The organism is Dyella amyloliquefaciens (assembly GCF_004296575.1).
Classification (GTDB): Bacteria; Pseudomonadota; Gammaproteobacteria; order Xanthomonadales; family Rhodanobacteraceae; genus Dyella; species Dyella amyloliquefaciens.
On sequence record NZ_SAYT01000001.1, the window covers coordinates 840,781 to 856,433 of the forward strand.

Sequence of the window (15,653 nt, forward strand, 5' to 3'; positions counted from 1 at the left end):
TGTCGTCAATCCGCTGCCTGCGGGCGCGCATCGTAGTCGCACGGCTGCGGTGCGTCGGCGAACCACGGTGCCGTACGATTCACCAGTCGCACCACCGACAGCATCACCGGCACTTCCACCAGCACGCCGACCACGGTGGCGAGCGCCGCGCCCGAGCGGAGGCCGAACAGGCTGATGGCTGCGGCAACGGCCAGTTCGAAGAAGTTGCTGGCGCCGATCAGGGCGGAAGGCCCCGCCACGCAATGCGGCACGCCGAGCCAGCGGCCCAGTCCATAGGCGATGCCTGCGTTGAGGTACACCTGGATCACGATGGGCACGGCGAGCAGTGCGATCACCAGCGGCTGGCGCGTGATCGTTTCACCCTGGAAGCCGAACAGGAGCACCAGCGTGGCGAGCAGGGCGAGCATCGAGCAGGGTTCGAGGCGGGCAAGCATCGCGTGCAATGCCGCTTCTCCGCCCTTTCGCAGCAGCAGCGCCCGCCAGGCTTGCGCAAGCACCACCGGCAACACGATGTAGGCGAGCACGGAAAGCAGCAGCGTGCCCCAAGGCACGTGGATGGATGCCACGCCCAGCAGCAGTCCGACGATGGGCGCGAACGCCAGCACCATGATGGTGTCGTTGAGCGCCACCTGGGCCAGCGTGAAGCGTGGATCGCCGCCGCACAGACGCGACCAGACGAACACCATCGCCGTGCACGGCGCGGCGGCGAGCAGCACCAACCCGGCGATATAGGCGTCGTGTTCGCCGGCGGGCAGCCAGGCCGCGAACACATGGCGCACGAACAACCATCCCAGCAGCGCCATGGAGAAAGGCTTGATCGCCCAGTTCACCACCAGGGTGACACCGACGCCGCGCCATTGCTCACGCACGCTGCCCAGCTGGCGCAGATCCACGCGCAGCAGCATGGGCACGATCATTACCCATACCAGCGCTGCGACAGGCAGGTTGATGTGCTGCAGTTCCGCCGATGAAAGCATCGCGAATGCACCGGGAAGCAGGCGCCCCAGTGCGATGCCGACGATGATGCAGAGCGCGACCCACAGCGTGAGGTAACGCGCAAACAGCCCGATCGGCGCCGCGTGGACGGGTTCAGTGCGCATGACCGATAGCGCGCAGTTCACGTTGGAGTTCGGCCGTGCCGAGGCGATCGATCGGCAAGGCCAGCAATCGCTCGACGCGCTGGCGCAGCAGTGCGCAAGCGGACTGGAATGCCTGGCGGCGATCTTCCTCGCTGCCTTCGGCGGCGACCGGATCGGGCACGCCCCAATGCGCAGTCACCGGATGACCGGGCCAGATGGGACAGACCTCGCCTGCGGCGTTGTCGCAGACGGTGATCACTGCATCGATCGGCACGGCATCCGCTTGCGCGAATTCGTCCCAGCTCTTGCTGCGCAGAGGGACCCGGTAGCCAAGGCCATGCGCGATCTCGGCTGCGATGGGTTGCACCATGCCACTGGGGAAGCTGCCGGCGCTGAACGCTTCAAAACGCCCGTAACCGAGCACGTTGAGCAGGGCTTCGGCCATGATGCTGCGCGCGGAGTTGCCGGTGCACAGGAAAAGCACGCGATACACAGGGGACATGGAGGCTCAGCAGCAAGGCGTAGTTGTGGGGACGCAGCAGGCGGTGGTGGCCTCCGAACGCACGGGGCCGCAGCAAGCATTCGCGGGACCCGGTGCGGTGTACGTGGTGGCTTCGCCGATCGTGTGGAAGGTTTCCCAGCGTATGCCCTGCGGGTCTTGTGCCCAGAACTTGTCCGAGCGCGCGTAGCAGCAAGTAGTGGCCTTTTCCACCAGCGCCACGGCGTCGGCATGAAGAAGGCGGTCGCCGATGGCGTTCAGCTCTTCGCTATCGTCTGCCTGAAGCCCGAGGTGATCGATCCCGGCTGCGCGGCCTCGCTGCGAAATCGCAAAGTTGACGCGTGGGTCGTCGAGCATCCACTTGGCGTAATCGTCCTTCACCACCGTCGGTTCTGCGCCGAACAGTGTCGTGTAGAAGCGGATGCTGGGACCGAGCTGGTCGACGTTCACATGCACGTGGAAGCGTTTCATCGCTTTCTCCTTGCGGGCTTGCAGCCGGACGGCGCGCAGCCGGCAGCAGGCGAGCCGGCGCAGCAGTTTTCGGTGAGGAAACCGAGCAGGGCGTCCATCTGCGCGTAATTGGCGCGGCACTGGATGACGCGGCCACGTCGCTCGTCGGTCACCAGTTCGGCGCGGCGCAGGATGTGCAGGTGATTGGTGAGCGTCGCGCCGGCAAGGCCGGTGGCGTCCGCCAGTTCACCCACCGCCATGCCTTCGTCGCCGGCCTGTACGAGCAGGCGGAACAGCGTGAGCCGATGCTCGTGGGCAAGGGCACCGAGTGCGGTGAGGGCGTCTGTCGATTCCATATTTCCATAATTATCGAAATATGGAATCGAGTCAATCGTCCAATCGTTCAAATCCGTCGGGAGGTCCGAACACTGCCAGCCATCGGGCGCGCCAGCCCCGGGCCTGCCGCATCGCATGCCAGAGCTTGATCCAGCCTTGCGTGGCGATGGTGAGCGGATTGTGGCTCAGCAAAGGGTGTACCAGTCCGTACTGGCAAGGCTCTTCCGCACGCTCGGCCGCGAAGGTGCCGAACAGGCGATCGAACACGATCAGGATGCCGCCGTAGTTCCGGTCGATATAGGCAGGGTTGCTGGCATGGTGTACGCGGTGATGCGCGGGCGTATTGAAGATCCATTCGATCGCACCCAACCGCGGGATCAGTTCGGTGTGCAGCCAGAACTGGTAAAGCAGGTTGAGCGACAGGGCCGCCGCAATCGCAACGGGCGGGAAGCCGGCGAGCGCCAGCGGCGCAAAGAACATGGCGCCGCCGCTCAGCTTGCCCGTCCAGCCCAGCCGATAAGCGGCGGCCAGCGAGTACTGGTCGGGTGAGTGGTGCACGCTGTGCGTGGCCCAGAACCAGTGGATGCGGTGATCGGCACGATGCATCCAGTAGTAGAAGAAGTCCTGCAACACCAGCAACAGCGGCCACGACCACCAGCGGTTCATCGGTACGTCGGCGATGCGATGGCGATACGCCAGGGCGAGGACGAGACCGGCCACGCTGGCTCCCACCAAGCGGTTGAGCGCGATGCGGCCGGCAAGGTCGCCGAGCGATGCAAAGTACGCACGCCAGTCGTAAGCCTGTGTACCTCGACGCCGCAGGTACCAGCCCTCCAATGCTGCCGCGAGCAGCAGGAATGGCAACGGCAACAGAAAGGCGCGCGGCAGGGCAGCGAGATCCATGGCGCGCCCTTTACGGTTCGCACTGCACGGCGAGGTGGCGACCTGTTTCCTTCATGGCCGCCATGCTCTCGTGGGTCGTGTGGTTCGTAGCATGGCCTTCGCGCCGCGGATCAGGGTGAGCGACACCCTAGTCCGCGCGACGCTTCAAGGTGTGTCGCGTTTGCCCGCAGTTGTAAGCGTTTGTAAACGGCGTGGGTGCGATGGCCTGCCGCTCACGTTGCCGAGGCGCGCAACGGCAATACCAGCGTGGCCTCGAAGCCGCCGAGGGGAAGATTGCGCAGCACCAGTCGCCCGCCATGCTGGGTTGCGATGCGTCGCGTGCTGGCCAGGCCAAGCCCGCTGCCTACGGCATCGCTGCGCGCCTCGTTGCCGCGCACGAAGGGCTCGCCCAAGCGTGACAGTTGCGACTCGGGAACACCCGGGCCGGTATCCGCGATGCTGCAGCGGAGCTCGCCATGGATGTCGCGCAGCGTGGCCTGGAACGGCGGCTCGCCGTGATGCATGGCGTTGCGGATGAGGTTGTCCAGCGCACGGCGCAGGGCCAGCGGCTTGCCTTGCACGGCGGATTGCAAGGGTGCCTGCACCTGCCAGCGGTTGCCGGATGCATCGTTCAGTGCCACGAGATCACGCAGCAGGCCGCCGATGTCCACGGTGCCGCTCGCCTCTTCACTGCCATCGCGTACGAAGGCGATGAACTGTGCGCTCAACGCATCGAGTGCTTCGATATCGGCCACCATGCCCTCGCGCAAGCTGGCATCGATCGACGTCGATGCCAGCTCCAGCCCCAGTCGCAGACGCGCCAGTGGCGTGCGCAGGTCGTGCGAGATGGCGGCGAGCATCACGTCGCGTTCGCGGGCATTGCGGCGGACGTCGGCGGCAGCCATCGCCAGCGCGGCGTTCAGCTCGACCAGTTCGCGCACTGCACCGGAGGGAAGCTCCGGCGGCGGCGTGCCGGCGACCACGGTGGGTGCGGCATCGGCCAGCCGTTTGAGCGGATTGGTGAGGCTGCGCGCATAGGCGGCAGCGATCAGCAACACCAGCAAGGTGGAAAGGCCCACCGTAAGCACCGTGCTGCGCACCAGCGGCATGCGCAGATCGATGAAGGGGATGCCGAGCCATCCATTCGCGGGCGTCGCCGCGCTCACCCACAACACGGGCTCGTGGCGGCCGGACACCATCACGCTGCGTCCCGGCAGCCTTGTCTGCAGATCGGCGATTACATGGCGCAGCAGCGGTAGCGTGGGATCGGACGCGGGGGGCGGTGTCGCGCGATGGCTCACGCCGATGGCCGCAAGATCGCTGTCGCTACGACCTTCTGCAACGAGCGTATCGGCGGCGGCCACCTGCATGGCGAGCACCCGCCCGCTGTAGTTCACCGCTTCGCCATTGGCCGTAAGGCGCAATGCAAACAGGCCCACCAGCAGCACCAGGCAGATGGTGCCGACGAGCAGCCAGACCAGGCGCGAAAACAATCCGGAAGATCGCGTGCTCATAGCGGCTTGCCGTCCGGCACGAAGACATAGCCATGGCCCCACACGGTCTGCAGCCAGCGCGGCTGTCGCGGGTCGTCCTCGATCAGGCGGCGAAGGCGGCTGAGCATCACGTCCATGCTGCGCTCAAACGCATCGTGCTCCCGCCCCCGCGCCAGGCTCATCAACTGATCCCGCGTGAGGGGCTGGCCGGGACGCCTGACCAGGGCCGAGAGCACGGCGAATTCGCCGGTGGTCAGGCGCAGCGCTTCGCCATCGCGCAGCAACCGGCGCGTATCCAGTTCCAATACAAAAGCGCCGAAGCGGACCGCGCCACCTTCGGCCTGAGGCGCGCCTGGCGCAGGTCGCCCGCGGCGCAGCACGGCATGGATGCGTGCCACCAGTTCGCGGGGATTGCCGGGCTTGGGCAGGTAGTCATCGGCGCCAATCTCCAGGCCCACGATGCGGTCGACGTCGTCACCCAGTGCGGTGAGCATGATGATCGGCGTCGTGCTGCCCTGGCCGCGCAGGCGGCGGCAGATCGACAGGCCATCTTCACCAGGCAGCATCAAGTCCAGCACGATCAGATCGATGTGCCGCCGCGCCAGTTCCCGGTCCAGTTCGCGGCCATCACCTGCCACGCAGACCTCGAAACCTTGTTGCTCGAGATAGCGCTGCAGAAGGTCGCGCAGGCGGCGATCGTCGTCCACGATCAGGACGTGCGGGCTGGAGGTGGTGCTCATGGGCCGATTCTGCCCTGTGGCGGGAAAACGGTTGTAACAGGATGTTTCCGAAACTCGTGATCGCAACATCCGTTTTCATTCCTTAGCGTTCGGGATACGCCCGCGGGGCCTCGGCGCGCCAGCATGCTGGCCGTCTGCCACCCACAACGCACCGAGGAGGAAAACGTGAACACTCCCTTCGCCAGCTGGTCCTTTCCCGATGGAGGCCCGGGGGTTGCCCTGCGCGCTGCCGCGGTCCGGCGATGGTGCCGTCGTGGGGCCGTGCATCCGGTTCCGTGCTTGAATGCGGCCGGGCAGGGCACGGACGTTCATGGCATACGTGGGGCTTGCATGGCGGGTTGGCGCTGGCTTTTGACCTTGGGGTGGCTGCTGGTCCCGGTGCCTCCCGCCAGTGCCGGGGAGGTGCTGCGCGATCTTGCCTATGGCCATGCGCCTGCACAGCGTCTGGACGTGTATCGGCCTGATCAGGCGCATGGCGCGCCCGTTATCGTGATGGTGCATGGCGGGGCATGGATCTTCGGCGACAAGGCCGCCACCGGCGTGGTGCAGCCGAAGGCAAGCCACTGGGAATCGGCAGGCTATGTCTTCGTATCCGTGAACAACCGGCTATGGCCCGATACCGGCCCGCTCGACCAGGCGAAAGATGTTGCGTCCGCGCTGGCCTATGTACAGCGGCACGCCAGCGAATGGGGCGGCGATCCCTCGCGTGTGGTGCTGATGGGGCATTCGGCTGGAGCGCACCTGGTGGCATTGCTGGACGCCTCGCCTGCATTGGCGGAAGCGCAGGGCGCAAGGCGATGGCTGGGGACGGTATCGCTCGATGCGGGCGCGATCGATGTGCCAGCGCTGATGGGAGCACCGCATGCACGGTTCTACGATCGGGTGTTCGGCAACGATCCGGCGTACTGGCGCAGCGCTTCGCCGTTCGATCAGCTGACGCGCAATGCACCGCCCATGCTGCTGGTGTGCTCGTCCCGGCGCGCAGCTTCGTGTCCGCACAATCACGCCTTCGCGCAGCGGGCGAAGGAGCTTGGCGTACGTGCGAGCGTGCTCGAGATGCCGCTCAGCCACGGTGACATCAACGCCACGCTGGGTGCGCCCGGCGACTACACCGCGAGCGTCGATGCCTTTCTGCGCGGCCTTGGTCTGCCGTGATCCTTCGCAACGGCGCGACCGCGCGGGGCGCCGTTGCCGATGCTTATCTTCCGTCCAGTGAATAGCGGCCGGGGCCCACGATGCACAGCAACAGCAGGCCTCCGGAAATGCTTACGTTCTTGTAGAAATTGATCATCGCCTCGATGCGATCCGGATCGATCATGTGCCAGAACTGGTGTCCGATCACCGCGGCACCGAGCGTGTACAGCCCCAGCAACAAGGCGAGTGGTCGCGTGTAGAAGCCGATCACGATCGCCAGCCCGACGAACAACTCCATGATCACGGTAATGCCGGCAGTGAGGGTGGGCAGTGGCAGGCCCACGGAATCCATATACGTAACCGTGGCACTGAAGCCCAGCAACTTGCCCCAGCCGAAGATCACGAAGAGGACCATCAGCAGGATGCGTGCGAGGAGAATCATGCCGTCCCTGCTGCCTTCCAGTAACGTGTATCGCATGGTCTTTCTCCCATGTCTTTACTTGGCGCGTGCAGGCGTGCCGCCCGCATCGACCGTCGCCGCCGGGCGGCGGTCAATCACACTATATGCCTCTGGGAGCGCTCCGGTGATACCGAATTGTGTAGACGGCCAAACGGCAAGGGCGAGTCAGGCGTCTTCGGGGATGTCGCTCTTGTAGCGGTCCGCCGCACGGCTGCGTGACAGCTCCGGCGCGAGTCGCCTGCGGGCTTCGTCGTAACGACGCCACTCATCACCATCGGGTAGCGACGGGATGGTGACCAGCTCGCCCATGTCGTAGCCCGCCAGCGCGGCGTCCACCATCTCGTCCACTTCCATGATCATGTGCTCGGGGAAGCTCCCGATGTCCTTGCCCGCATGCTCCCAGATCGCAGTGCGCGTGATGCCGGGCAGCACGGCCTGTACCTGGATGCCGCTGTCGCGGAGCTCCTTGTGCAGCGTCAGCGTATAGGTGAGCAGGTAGCTCTTGGTGGCGGCATACGCGCCAGCCGACAGTTCCGGTGCGATCGCCAGCGCCGACGCGATATTGACGATGCTGCCTCGGCGGCGCGCGAGCAGGCCGGGTAGCACGGCGCCGATCAGTCGCGTGGGTGCGACCACGTTGAGCTGGATCATCGATTCGATGTCGTCCAGGGCGACGTCGGCGAGTCCTCCGGGGACGGATGAGCCTGCATTGTTCACCAGCACGCCGATCGACTCGTCTTCACGTAGGCGTCGTTCCACCTTCGAACGCTGCTCCGGTGACGCGAGGTCGGCGGGAAGCACGTCGACTTTCACACGATGCTCACGCGACAGGCGTTCGGCCAGCGCTTCAAGCTTTTCCCTGTTCCGCGCCACCAATACCAATGGGTGGCCGCGTGCGGCGAAGCGATCGGCATAGACTGCGCCGATGCCGGTGGAGGCGCCGGTGACGAGTGCCGTGTCGAAGGATTCCTTGGGCAACATGACGGACATCTCCCTGGGGATGGAAAGATCGCGGGGTCTCAGCCTTGGGGCATCGCCCAGCCTAGCCCTCCGTGCCGCGACTGTCATGCCTTGATGCATCGGCCGGCAGTTGCGCGTATTCGGTAGAACTACCTAGCCGCGATGGGTGGTTTTACGCTCGTGGATGGCCGCGTACTGGCCGAACATGGACACCATCATGGGAGCGGCCACCGTCCTCGCCCAACCGAACTGTTGCCGGCGACGAAGCCCTGTACAGGGCCAATCCCGATGTCCGACGAAGGGTCGCCCGTCAAAGGGTGTTGCGGCTGTGCATTCGAACCAGTCGAGTCAACCAGGAGGAGGTGTGAAATGAACCAACGGTATCAGTTCCGCAGGGTCGCCATGGGGGTTGCGCTCGCCATGGCGATGCCGGCGTATGCGCTTGCCCTGCCGCAGCAGGCTACCGAGGAGGCCGCCGTCAACAGCACGGCGCATGAACTCAATCGCGAACAGTCCACCTTGAACGCCACCGTGGTGAGCGTGGACCAGGAGACCCGCGAGGTGGTGCTGCGTGGCCCCAAGGGCAACGAAGAAACCATCAAGGCCGGTCCGGAGATCAAGAACCTTGACCAGTTGCACGCGGGCGACACGGTCACCGCCAAGTACGAGCGCGCCGTCGCGCTGGAACTGCTTCCGGCGGACAGCGCGGAAGCGGGCATGGAATACCAGAACGGCATGCAGACCGCCGAGAAGGGCGCCAAGCCCGGTGGCGTTGCCGACCAGTCGGTGTCGGTGACATCGAAGCTAACCGCCGTGGACCTGAAGAACCACACCGTGACGCTGACCGGTGCCGACGGCAAGTCGCGCGTCCTGGAAGTGAAGGATCCCAAGCGTCAGGCGCAGATGAGCAAGCTGCAGGTGGGCCAGATGGTGCGCATCACCTACGTCGAAGCACTGGCCATCAGCGTCACCAAGGGCAAGGCCAAGAAGTGAGCGCGGCGCCGGTCGCGGGGTCAGCCGCCTCGCGACCGGCCGCAGCCAGCCATGAGGAAGTCGTCTGCAGGGACGGCGGGAAGACAGCGACGAGCTGTGGCGACTGCCCCGACTGCTGAGGAAGGTGTTGCGTGATCGACGCAAGGCGTGTGTGTGTTGCGTTGGCTTGTTGCCTGTTTTCCATGTCGGTGCTGGCGCAGGACCGGCTGGTGCTGCAAGTCCTCAAGGGGCAATTGCAGCAGCGCGCCAATGGTGTCTTGGCGCTCATGGGGTATTCGCAGACGCCCGATGTCACCTCGGGCGCGCTATCGGTCACGGATCGTTCCACCGGCGATCCTTCCTTCGACAATACGTCCTTGGGTGGCGGCTTCACGATCAGTGACAGCGTGCCGATCTATCTCGAGGGCACCATCGGCTATGCGCGCTATGATCCCAAATTCGTGGGCAGTGACGGTACCGAGACTCGCGAGCTGCCCACGCGCTGGAACAGCGCGATTGCCACCGCAGGCGTGGGCTGGGACTTCCACCTGACCGACGACCTGGTGCTGCGGCCCATCGCCATGGGCAGCTATGGACGCGTCAAGAGCGACCTGTCGCTGGGGAGCCTGTACATCACCAATCACACAAGCGCAGACCTGGACTTCCTCGCGCACGGCCATCTCGATGCGGCGGGCGCGGGTGGGTCACTGATGCTCGACTACGAGCATTACGTGGAGGCCTACGAGGTGGACGTGGAGCTGCGCTACACGAACATCTACCTGCATAGCGTCAACACGCCCTACAAGGCGGTGCAGGGTGATTCGCGCAACGAAAACGCCAGCCTGTGGGCCCGCTATCGGGCGCCCACCGGCTGGCATGCCTTGAGCCGGCCCGTGCGTTACGTGCTGGAGTTTGCCCACACCTCGTATTTCGGTGCGGATGCCCAGGTGCTCAACTTCAACCACCTGACCTCGCTCGGTGCGGGGTTGGAGCTGGATACCAGCAAGTACCACCCGCTGTGGATCACGCGAGCTCGCGCCGTGGTGCGCTACGTGTTCGGGCAGAACGTGCAGGGCGTGTCGCTGGGACTGGCGGTGACGTTCGATTGATCGTCACGCGGCGCCTTGAATGGCTGGAACGACTGTGGGAGCGCACCTTGTGCGCGACGGCCGTCCGCAATTGCGTTTCCTATCCGTCACTCCTGCGAACGCAGGAGTCCAGCGACTTTTGCTCTTGATCTGGCGTCCCCTCCAGCTTGCCGCCTACGCGGCGGGCGTTTCGACTGCCTGCCTGCAGCCGAGTCACTTTTCTTTGCTTGCTCACGCATGCGCAGGAGCGCGCGCGAACGGCGAAGCCGGCCCGAAGAGCGGAGGGCAGGATGCCCGGAGTCAAGAAAAATAACCAAAAGTAAGAGCACCCCGCGTGGCGCTGGCCGAGCTGCGCCCGACCAGTCCGTGAGGGGAATATTCGAAGGCTCGTGCCATGGCACGGCACATCGCGTCGCCGAGCTATTAACGCGCTCTATCTGTAGGAGCGCACCCAGTGCGCGAAAAGCCTACGGAGCGGTGACTCCGTGGCTCTGCGGTCGCGCACTGGGTGCGCTCCTACAACGAGGCATCAGGGCTCGCCGCCGTCGCGGATCAGCGCGATGACTTCATAGCAGGCGCCCATGGTGTGGTAGTCGACCTTGCCGGCCGGGCTCTTCTCGTCGTCGTACTTGCGGTTGTCGCGGGTGAGGATGCGATACCACGCGCCGTACTTGTGATCGACGAAATGTTCCCACGAGTACGCCCACAGCTTCTCGTACCAGCTGTCGTACTCGGCCAGCCCCGTGCGCGCGTGCAGTAGTGCGGCGGCGGCCAGCGATTCGGCCTGCACCCAGAAATACTTGTCGTCGTCGCACACGCTGCCGTCCGGTGCGAAGCCGTAGGCAATGCCGCCGAACTCGTTGTCCCATGCACGCGCCAGCGCAGTATCGAACAGGTGCTTGGCGGTGGGCACCAGCCAGTCTTCCTCGCGGCCGCGTTCGAGCAGCAGCGGTTCCATGATCAGCAGCAGCTTGGACCATTCGGTCTGGTGGCCGGGCTGGAAGCCCCACGGGCGGAACAGGTGCTTGGGATTGTCGAGGTTGTACTTCCAGTCGACATTCCAGTTGATGTCGTAGTGCTCCCACACCAGGCCATCGGCCTTGGCGGCCTGGCGGCGCGTCATGTGGTCGGCGAGCTGCAGGGCACGCTCGAGATAACGCGGCTCGTCGCTGGCCTGGTACGCCGCGAGCATCGCTTCGCACATGTGCATGTTGGCGTTCTGGCCGCGATAGCCGGTGAACTGCCACTGGTCGTTCGCCTCGTCGCGATAGAGGCCGGCATCGGCGTCCCAGTAGTGCTTTTCGAGCAGCTCCCAGGTTTCGTCCATCCACGCCTCGGCCTCGTGCACGCCGGCCTTCTTGGCGGTGGAGTAGGCGAGCAGGACGAAGGCGATGCCGTACGCGTGATACATGGTGTCTTCGGGCTTGCCGTCGCGGATGGTCCACGCGTAGCCGCCCGTGGCCGGGTTGCGGTGCACGTCGCGCAGGTAGCGCAGGCCGTGGTGCAAGGCATCGAGGTATTCGGGATTGCCGAACTCGATGTGCGCCATGGCGTAGTTGAAGACGAAGCGCGTGCTGCTCACCAGGTGACGATGGCTGCGGTCGTAGATCGTGCCGTCGTCCTTGTAGTAGTGGAAGAAGCCGCCTTCGGGATCGATCGCGTGCGGGTGGTAGAACGCCATCGTCTGCGCGATGTGTTCGCGCAAAAATGCCTCGCTGCGGAAATCAGGCGTGGTCATGCGTAGTTCTCCATGAATGCCAGCACTTCAGCTTCGTCGGGCATGGCGGTAAACGAACCCTGGCGGGTCACGGTGAGCGCGCCGCAGGCAGCGGCGAAACGCAGCGTGGCGTGCAGGCGGGGCAGCTCGGTGACGAGGTGATCGATGCGGTCTTCCGAGGTTTCCAGCGTGGCCAGTCGATGCAGCAGGCCGCCGACGAACGCATCGCCCGCCGCCGTCGTGTCGACCGCGGGCACGGCATAGGCCGGCAGCTCGCCCTCCGCATCGGGATGGAACCAGCGCAGCGCGCCCGGGCCGTCGGTCACCACCAGCAGACGCGTGCGACCTTCCCACAGCTTCTCGAACACGGCTTCCTCGCCATCCACGGCGAGCCAGGCGAGTTCTTCGGTGCTGAGCTTCACCACGTCGGCCAGATGCAGCGCTGGCCACACCAGCGGGCGTGGATCGATATCGCGAGGCCACAAGGCAGGACGCAGGTTGAGATCGAAGCTCACCAGCGCGCCGGCCGCGCCTGCGCGACGCATGCCGTCGCGCGTGGTTTCGGCCAGCGCGGGGTCGGTCATGCTGTTGGAGCACACGTGGAACACCGCTGCGTTGTGCAGGCTCTCCTCGCGAAAATGCTCGGGTCGAAACAGCAGATCGGCCGAGGGCGGGCGATAGAAGGTGAAGCTGCGCTCGCCATGGGCGTCCAGCGACACGAAGGCGAGCGCGGTGTTCGCCTCGTCCGTGCGCGCGATGCCTGAGGTATCCACGCCGGCGCTGTGCAGGCTGTCGAGCAGGAAGTCGCCGAAGACGTCCTTGCCGAGCATGCCGGCGAACGCCGCCGCGCCACCGAGGCGCGCAACGGCCACCGCCACGTTGGCGGGAGCGCCGCCGGCGAAGGGCACGAAGCTGCGCGGAAACCCGTGGGAGTCGTTGCCTTCGCTGTGGAAATCGATCAGGGCTTCACCAAAACAAAGAATAGAGCGGGACATCAAGCGTTCTCAGCGGAGGCGGCGGGTACAGCCGGGTTGCGGATCAGCGAACCGCGCAGGCCATAGAAGACGATGTAGCCGTAGCAAAGCATCGGCAGCACGAAGGCGTGCTGGATGCCCAGGTGATCGGCAAGCACACCTTGCGCCAGCGGCAGCAACGCGCCGCCGACGATGGCCATGATCAGCAGGCTGGACGCCTTGCCGGTCAGCGGGCCCATGCGCTCGATGCCCAGCGAGAAGATCGTCGGGAACATGATCGAGTTGAACAGGCCGATGGCGATCACGCTCACCATGGCCGCCTGGCCGTGCGTGAGCATGGTGGTGAGCACCAGCAGGCCGGCAACAGCGGCGAAGACGGCCAGCAGCTTGCGCGGGTTGATCCACACCAGCAGGGCCGAGCCGGCGAGGCGTCCCACCATCGCGCCGCCCCAGTACAGCGAGACGTAGTGCGAGGCGTCCTGCTCGCTCATGTGGCCGATCTCGGGCAGCGAGAGGTAGTTCACCAGGAAGCTGCCGATCGACACTTCGGCGCCGACGTAGAAGAAGATCGCCAGCACGCCGTAGAACACATGGCTGTGGCGCAGCGCGTCCATCAGCGTGTGATGCACGGTATCGGCCTGCTCGGTGGTCTCGGTGAGCGGCGGCAGGCGGAACAGCCATACGCCCACGGCCAGCAGCAACAGCACCACGCCGAGGCCGAGGTAAGGCACCTGCACGAGCTCGGCCTGCTTCTGGCGGAAGGCCTGCAACTGCTGCGTCGTCTCCGGCAGCAGGCTGGCGCGAACCCTGGCGAGCTGTTCGGCCTGCGCAGCATCCAGGCGCGAAGCGGTGAGCTTGTCCAGCGCACCGGCCAGTCGATCGACGGGCAATGCCGCGAGCTGCTGCGGCGACTGCGCGGTCAGCGTGGCAAGCAGCGATTCGCCGGGCAGTTTGTCGAGCACGTTGGTCAACTGCTCGGGCGACAGCGGCTTGAGGCTGGTGGCGACGGCATCGGCGGGCAGGCGATCGAGCGCGGTGGCGGCAGCGTCATTCAGCGCGGCGACCAGACGGTCAGCCGGTGCCTGCTGCATGGCCTCGACGGCCTGTGCCGGTGCGCCATCGTTGAGCACCTGCACCAGTTGCGCTGTTTCCGGCGCCTTGCGCACGTCGTCGGGAATGCTGGTGACGGTGACCGCGGAAAGGATCAGCAGGCCACCGAACCACGGGCCGAGCGTGGTGCCCAGCGAGTTCATCGCCTGCGCCAGCGTGAGTCGGCTGGAGCTGGTGCGTTCGGGACCGAGCAACGCCACATACGCGTTGGCCGCGACCTGCAGCACCGTGATGCCGGTGGCGAGCACGAACAGCGCGGCGAGGAAGGCGGCATACGAGTGCAGCGCGGCCGCCGGCCAGAAGCCGAATGCGCCGAGCGCTGCGATCGCGAGGCCCGCCACGATGCCTTTCTTGTAACCCAGTGCGGCCACCAGGCGGCCGGCCGGCAACGACATCAGGAAGTACGCGCCGAAGAAGGTGAACTGCACGAGCATCGCGCGTGCATAGTTCAACTCGAACACCGACTTCAGGTGCGGAATCAGGATGTCGTTGAGGACGGTGAGGAAGCCCCACATGAAGAAGATCGTGGTGGCCACCGACATGGCCATGGGGTAATCGGTGTAGCGCGTGCTGCCGGTAGCGGGCGCGGAGCTTGCCGTCGACCGCGGGGAAGGAGCTGCAAAGGCCATGCGAGATTCCGTGGTTAGAGGCGGCTCAATTTAGGAAAGGGGACAGCTGCTTTCGCGCACGACCAGCTCCACCGGCGCGATCACGGTGCTCGCCGGCGCCTGCGGGTCACGCAGGCGGGCGAGAAGAAGTTCGGCAGCCTGGCGGCCGCGTGCTCTCGGTGCGGTGGAGAGCGTCGTCAGCGGCGGCACGCTCATGGCGGCCTCGGCGATATCGTCGAAGCCGGTGACGGCGAAATCGCGTCCGGCCTGCAGGCCGCGCTGGTGCAGGCCGAGGATCAGGCCCAGCGCCACCGCGTCGTTGTAGCAGACCGCCGCGGTCGGCATGCTGCCGCCTTCGAACAGCGCCGGCGTGGCGCGCACCGCATCGATGCGCGTGGGCGTGCTTTGCACGCGCCAGTGCGGTTCGATCGGAAGTCCGGCCGCCTTCATCGCCTGCACGTAACCGGCATGGCGTTCGCGCGTGGAGCTGGCGTCGTCATGGCCGCCGAAGAAGGCGATGCGCCGGTGACCACGCGAGATGAGGTGCTCCGTCACCATGCGCGCACCAGGCTGGTTGTCCAGCATCAGGCGATCCCAGTGCGCGTATTGCGGCAGGCGTCCGCCCAGTTCGCGGTTGAACAGCACCACCGGAAGATGCCCGCCGATGGCGCTGAGCACGTCACGCGCTTCGCTGCCTTCGGCCGGCGAAAGAATGATGCCGCCCGGACCATGTTCGATCAGCGAACCGAGCACGGCCTGTTCGCGCGTGACCGATTCGCCGGTGCTGCCCAGCAAGGTGACGAAGCCCGCTTCGCCCAGGGTTTCGTCCACGCCTGCGGCGAATTCGGCGAAGAACGGATTGGACAGCTCGTTGACCACCAGCGCGATGCTGGACGACGTGCGTCGACGCAGGTTGGCGGCGGCCCGGTTGTAGACGTAACCCTGCTTGCGCAGCTCTTCTTCCACGCGGGCTCGCGTGTGCTTGTTCACCAGCGGGCTGCCGCGCAATACCAGCGACACCGTGGCACGCGACACACCGCAGCCGGCAGCGATGTCGCTGAGCGTGGTCTTGCGGTGGACGGGGGCGGAGCTTTCCGTGGCCATGATGTCGGCTTTCCGTGAGTTGGAACGATCCAAATGTAACCTAAATC

Annotated in this window: 16 protein-coding genes and 1 pseudogene; 3 read left to right on the forward strand and 14 right to left on the reverse strand. The window is 65.6% G+C overall.

Going from position 1 to position 15,653, the window contains the following annotated elements; all coding sequences use genetic code 11:
* Positions 1-5: 5 nt before the first annotated feature.
* From arsB to ompR, 7 genes are all read right to left on the reverse strand, one after another.
* Complete coding sequence (arsB, locus tag EPB08_RS03440; RefSeq protein ID WP_130617641.1) at positions 6-1,100, reverse strand: ACR3 family arsenite efflux transporter; 1,095 nt, start codon at positions 1,098-1,100, stop codon at positions 6-8.
* Positions 1,090-1,581, reverse strand: a complete 492-nt coding sequence (locus EPB08_RS03445) for an arsenate reductase ArsC (RefSeq protein ID WP_130617642.1) — start codon at positions 1,579-1,581, stop codon at positions 1,090-1,092. The genes arsB and EPB08_RS03445 overlap by 11 nt, the downstream gene beginning before the upstream one ends.
* A 6-nt stretch (positions 1,582-1,587) precedes the next feature.
* Entirely contained in the window at positions 1,588-2,049 is a 462-nt protein-coding gene (locus tag EPB08_RS03450) for an ArsI/CadI family heavy metal resistance metalloenzyme (RefSeq protein ID WP_130617643.1), read from the reverse strand.
* Positions 2,046-2,384 (reverse strand): ArsR/SmtB family transcription factor, encoded by a 339-nt coding sequence (locus tag EPB08_RS03455; protein WP_130617644.1) that lies wholly within the window; start codon positions 2,382-2,384, stop codon positions 2,046-2,048. The genes EPB08_RS03450 and EPB08_RS03455 overlap by 4 nt, the downstream gene beginning before the upstream one ends.
* Positions 2,385-2,415: 31 nt before the next feature.
* On the reverse strand, positions 2,416-3,267 hold the full coding sequence (locus EPB08_RS03460; protein WP_130617645.1) for a sterol desaturase family protein: 852 nt from the start codon (positions 3,265-3,267) through the stop codon (positions 2,416-2,418).
* 212 nt (positions 3,268-3,479) lie between these two features.
* The gene (locus EPB08_RS03465) at positions 3,480-4,760 is read right to left on the reverse strand and encodes an ATP-binding protein (protein WP_130617646.1); all 1,281 of its coding nucleotides are present in this window, start codon (positions 4,758-4,760) and stop codon (positions 3,480-3,482) included.
* Positions 4,757-5,479 carry an osmolarity response regulator transcription factor OmpR gene (ompR, locus tag EPB08_RS03470; RefSeq protein WP_130617647.1) on the reverse strand — a complete coding sequence of 241 codons (723 nt, stop codon included), beginning with the start codon at positions 5,477-5,479 and terminating at the stop codon, positions 4,757-4,759. The genes EPB08_RS03465 and ompR overlap by 4 nt, the downstream gene beginning before the upstream one ends.
* A 330-nt stretch (positions 5,480-5,809) precedes the next feature.
* On the opposite strand from ompR, the gene EPB08_RS03475 reads away from it, so the two are divergent.
* Positions 5,810-6,634 carry an alpha/beta hydrolase gene (locus EPB08_RS03475; protein WP_130617648.1) on the forward strand — a complete coding sequence of 275 codons (825 nt, stop codon included), beginning with the start codon at positions 5,810-5,812 and terminating at the stop codon, positions 6,632-6,634.
* A gap of 43 nt (positions 6,635-6,677) precedes the next feature.
* Here EPB08_RS03475 and EPB08_RS03480 read toward each other — a convergent pair whose 3' ends face one another.
* Both EPB08_RS03480 and EPB08_RS03485 read right to left on the reverse strand, forming a co-directional pair.
* Positions 6,678-7,091, reverse strand: coding sequence for a DoxX family protein (locus EPB08_RS03480; RefSeq protein ID WP_130617649.1), 414 nt, complete (start codon positions 7,089-7,091; stop codon positions 6,678-6,680).
* A 147-nt stretch (positions 7,092-7,238) separates the two neighbouring features.
* Positions 7,239-8,054, reverse strand: a complete 816-nt coding sequence (locus EPB08_RS03485; protein ID WP_130617650.1) for an SDR family NAD(P)-dependent oxidoreductase — start codon at positions 8,052-8,054, stop codon at positions 7,239-7,241.
* 348 nt (positions 8,055-8,402) lie between these two features.
* Between EPB08_RS03485 and EPB08_RS03490 the strand changes: the two genes are divergently transcribed.
* Positions 8,403-9,026 (forward strand): hypothetical protein, encoded by a 624-nt coding sequence (locus tag EPB08_RS03490; RefSeq protein ID WP_130617651.1) that lies wholly within the window; start codon positions 8,403-8,405, stop codon positions 9,024-9,026.
* A 131-nt stretch (positions 9,027-9,157) separates the two neighbouring features.
* On the forward strand, positions 9,158-10,114 hold the full coding sequence (locus EPB08_RS03495; RefSeq protein ID WP_205746262.1) for a hypothetical protein: 957 nt from the start codon (positions 9,158-9,160) through the stop codon (positions 10,112-10,114).
* A gap of 508 nt (positions 10,115-10,622) precedes the next feature.
* Here EPB08_RS03495 and EPB08_RS03500 read toward each other — a convergent pair.
* From EPB08_RS03500 to EPB08_RS03515, 5 genes and pseudogenes are all read right to left on the reverse strand, one after another.
* Positions 10,623-11,831, reverse strand: a complete 1,209-nt coding sequence (locus EPB08_RS03500; RefSeq protein ID WP_130617652.1) for an AGE family epimerase/isomerase — start codon at positions 11,829-11,831, stop codon at positions 10,623-10,625.
* Positions 11,828-12,805 (reverse strand): carbohydrate kinase family protein, encoded by a 978-nt coding sequence (locus EPB08_RS03505; RefSeq protein ID WP_130617653.1) that lies wholly within the window; start codon positions 12,803-12,805, stop codon positions 11,828-11,830. Before EPB08_RS03505 ends, EPB08_RS03500 begins: the two co-directional genes overlap by 4 nt.
* A complete protein-coding gene (gene gluP / locus EPB08_RS21400) occupies positions 12,805-13,746 on the reverse strand; it encodes a glucose/galactose MFS transporter (protein ID WP_425598239.1) in 942 nt (313 codons plus the stop codon). Before gluP ends, EPB08_RS03505 begins: the two co-directional genes overlap by 1 nt.
* Positions 13,741-14,523: pseudogene (locus tag EPB08_RS21405) on the reverse strand (MFS transporter); the annotation flags it as partial. The gene gluP and the pseudogene EPB08_RS21405, both read right to left, overlap by 6 nt.
* Before the next feature lie 30 nt (positions 14,524-14,553).
* Entirely contained in the window at positions 14,554-15,606 is a 1,053-nt protein-coding gene (locus EPB08_RS03515) for a LacI family DNA-binding transcriptional regulator (protein ID WP_130617655.1), read from the reverse strand.
* Positions 15,607-15,653: the final 47 nt, after the last annotated feature.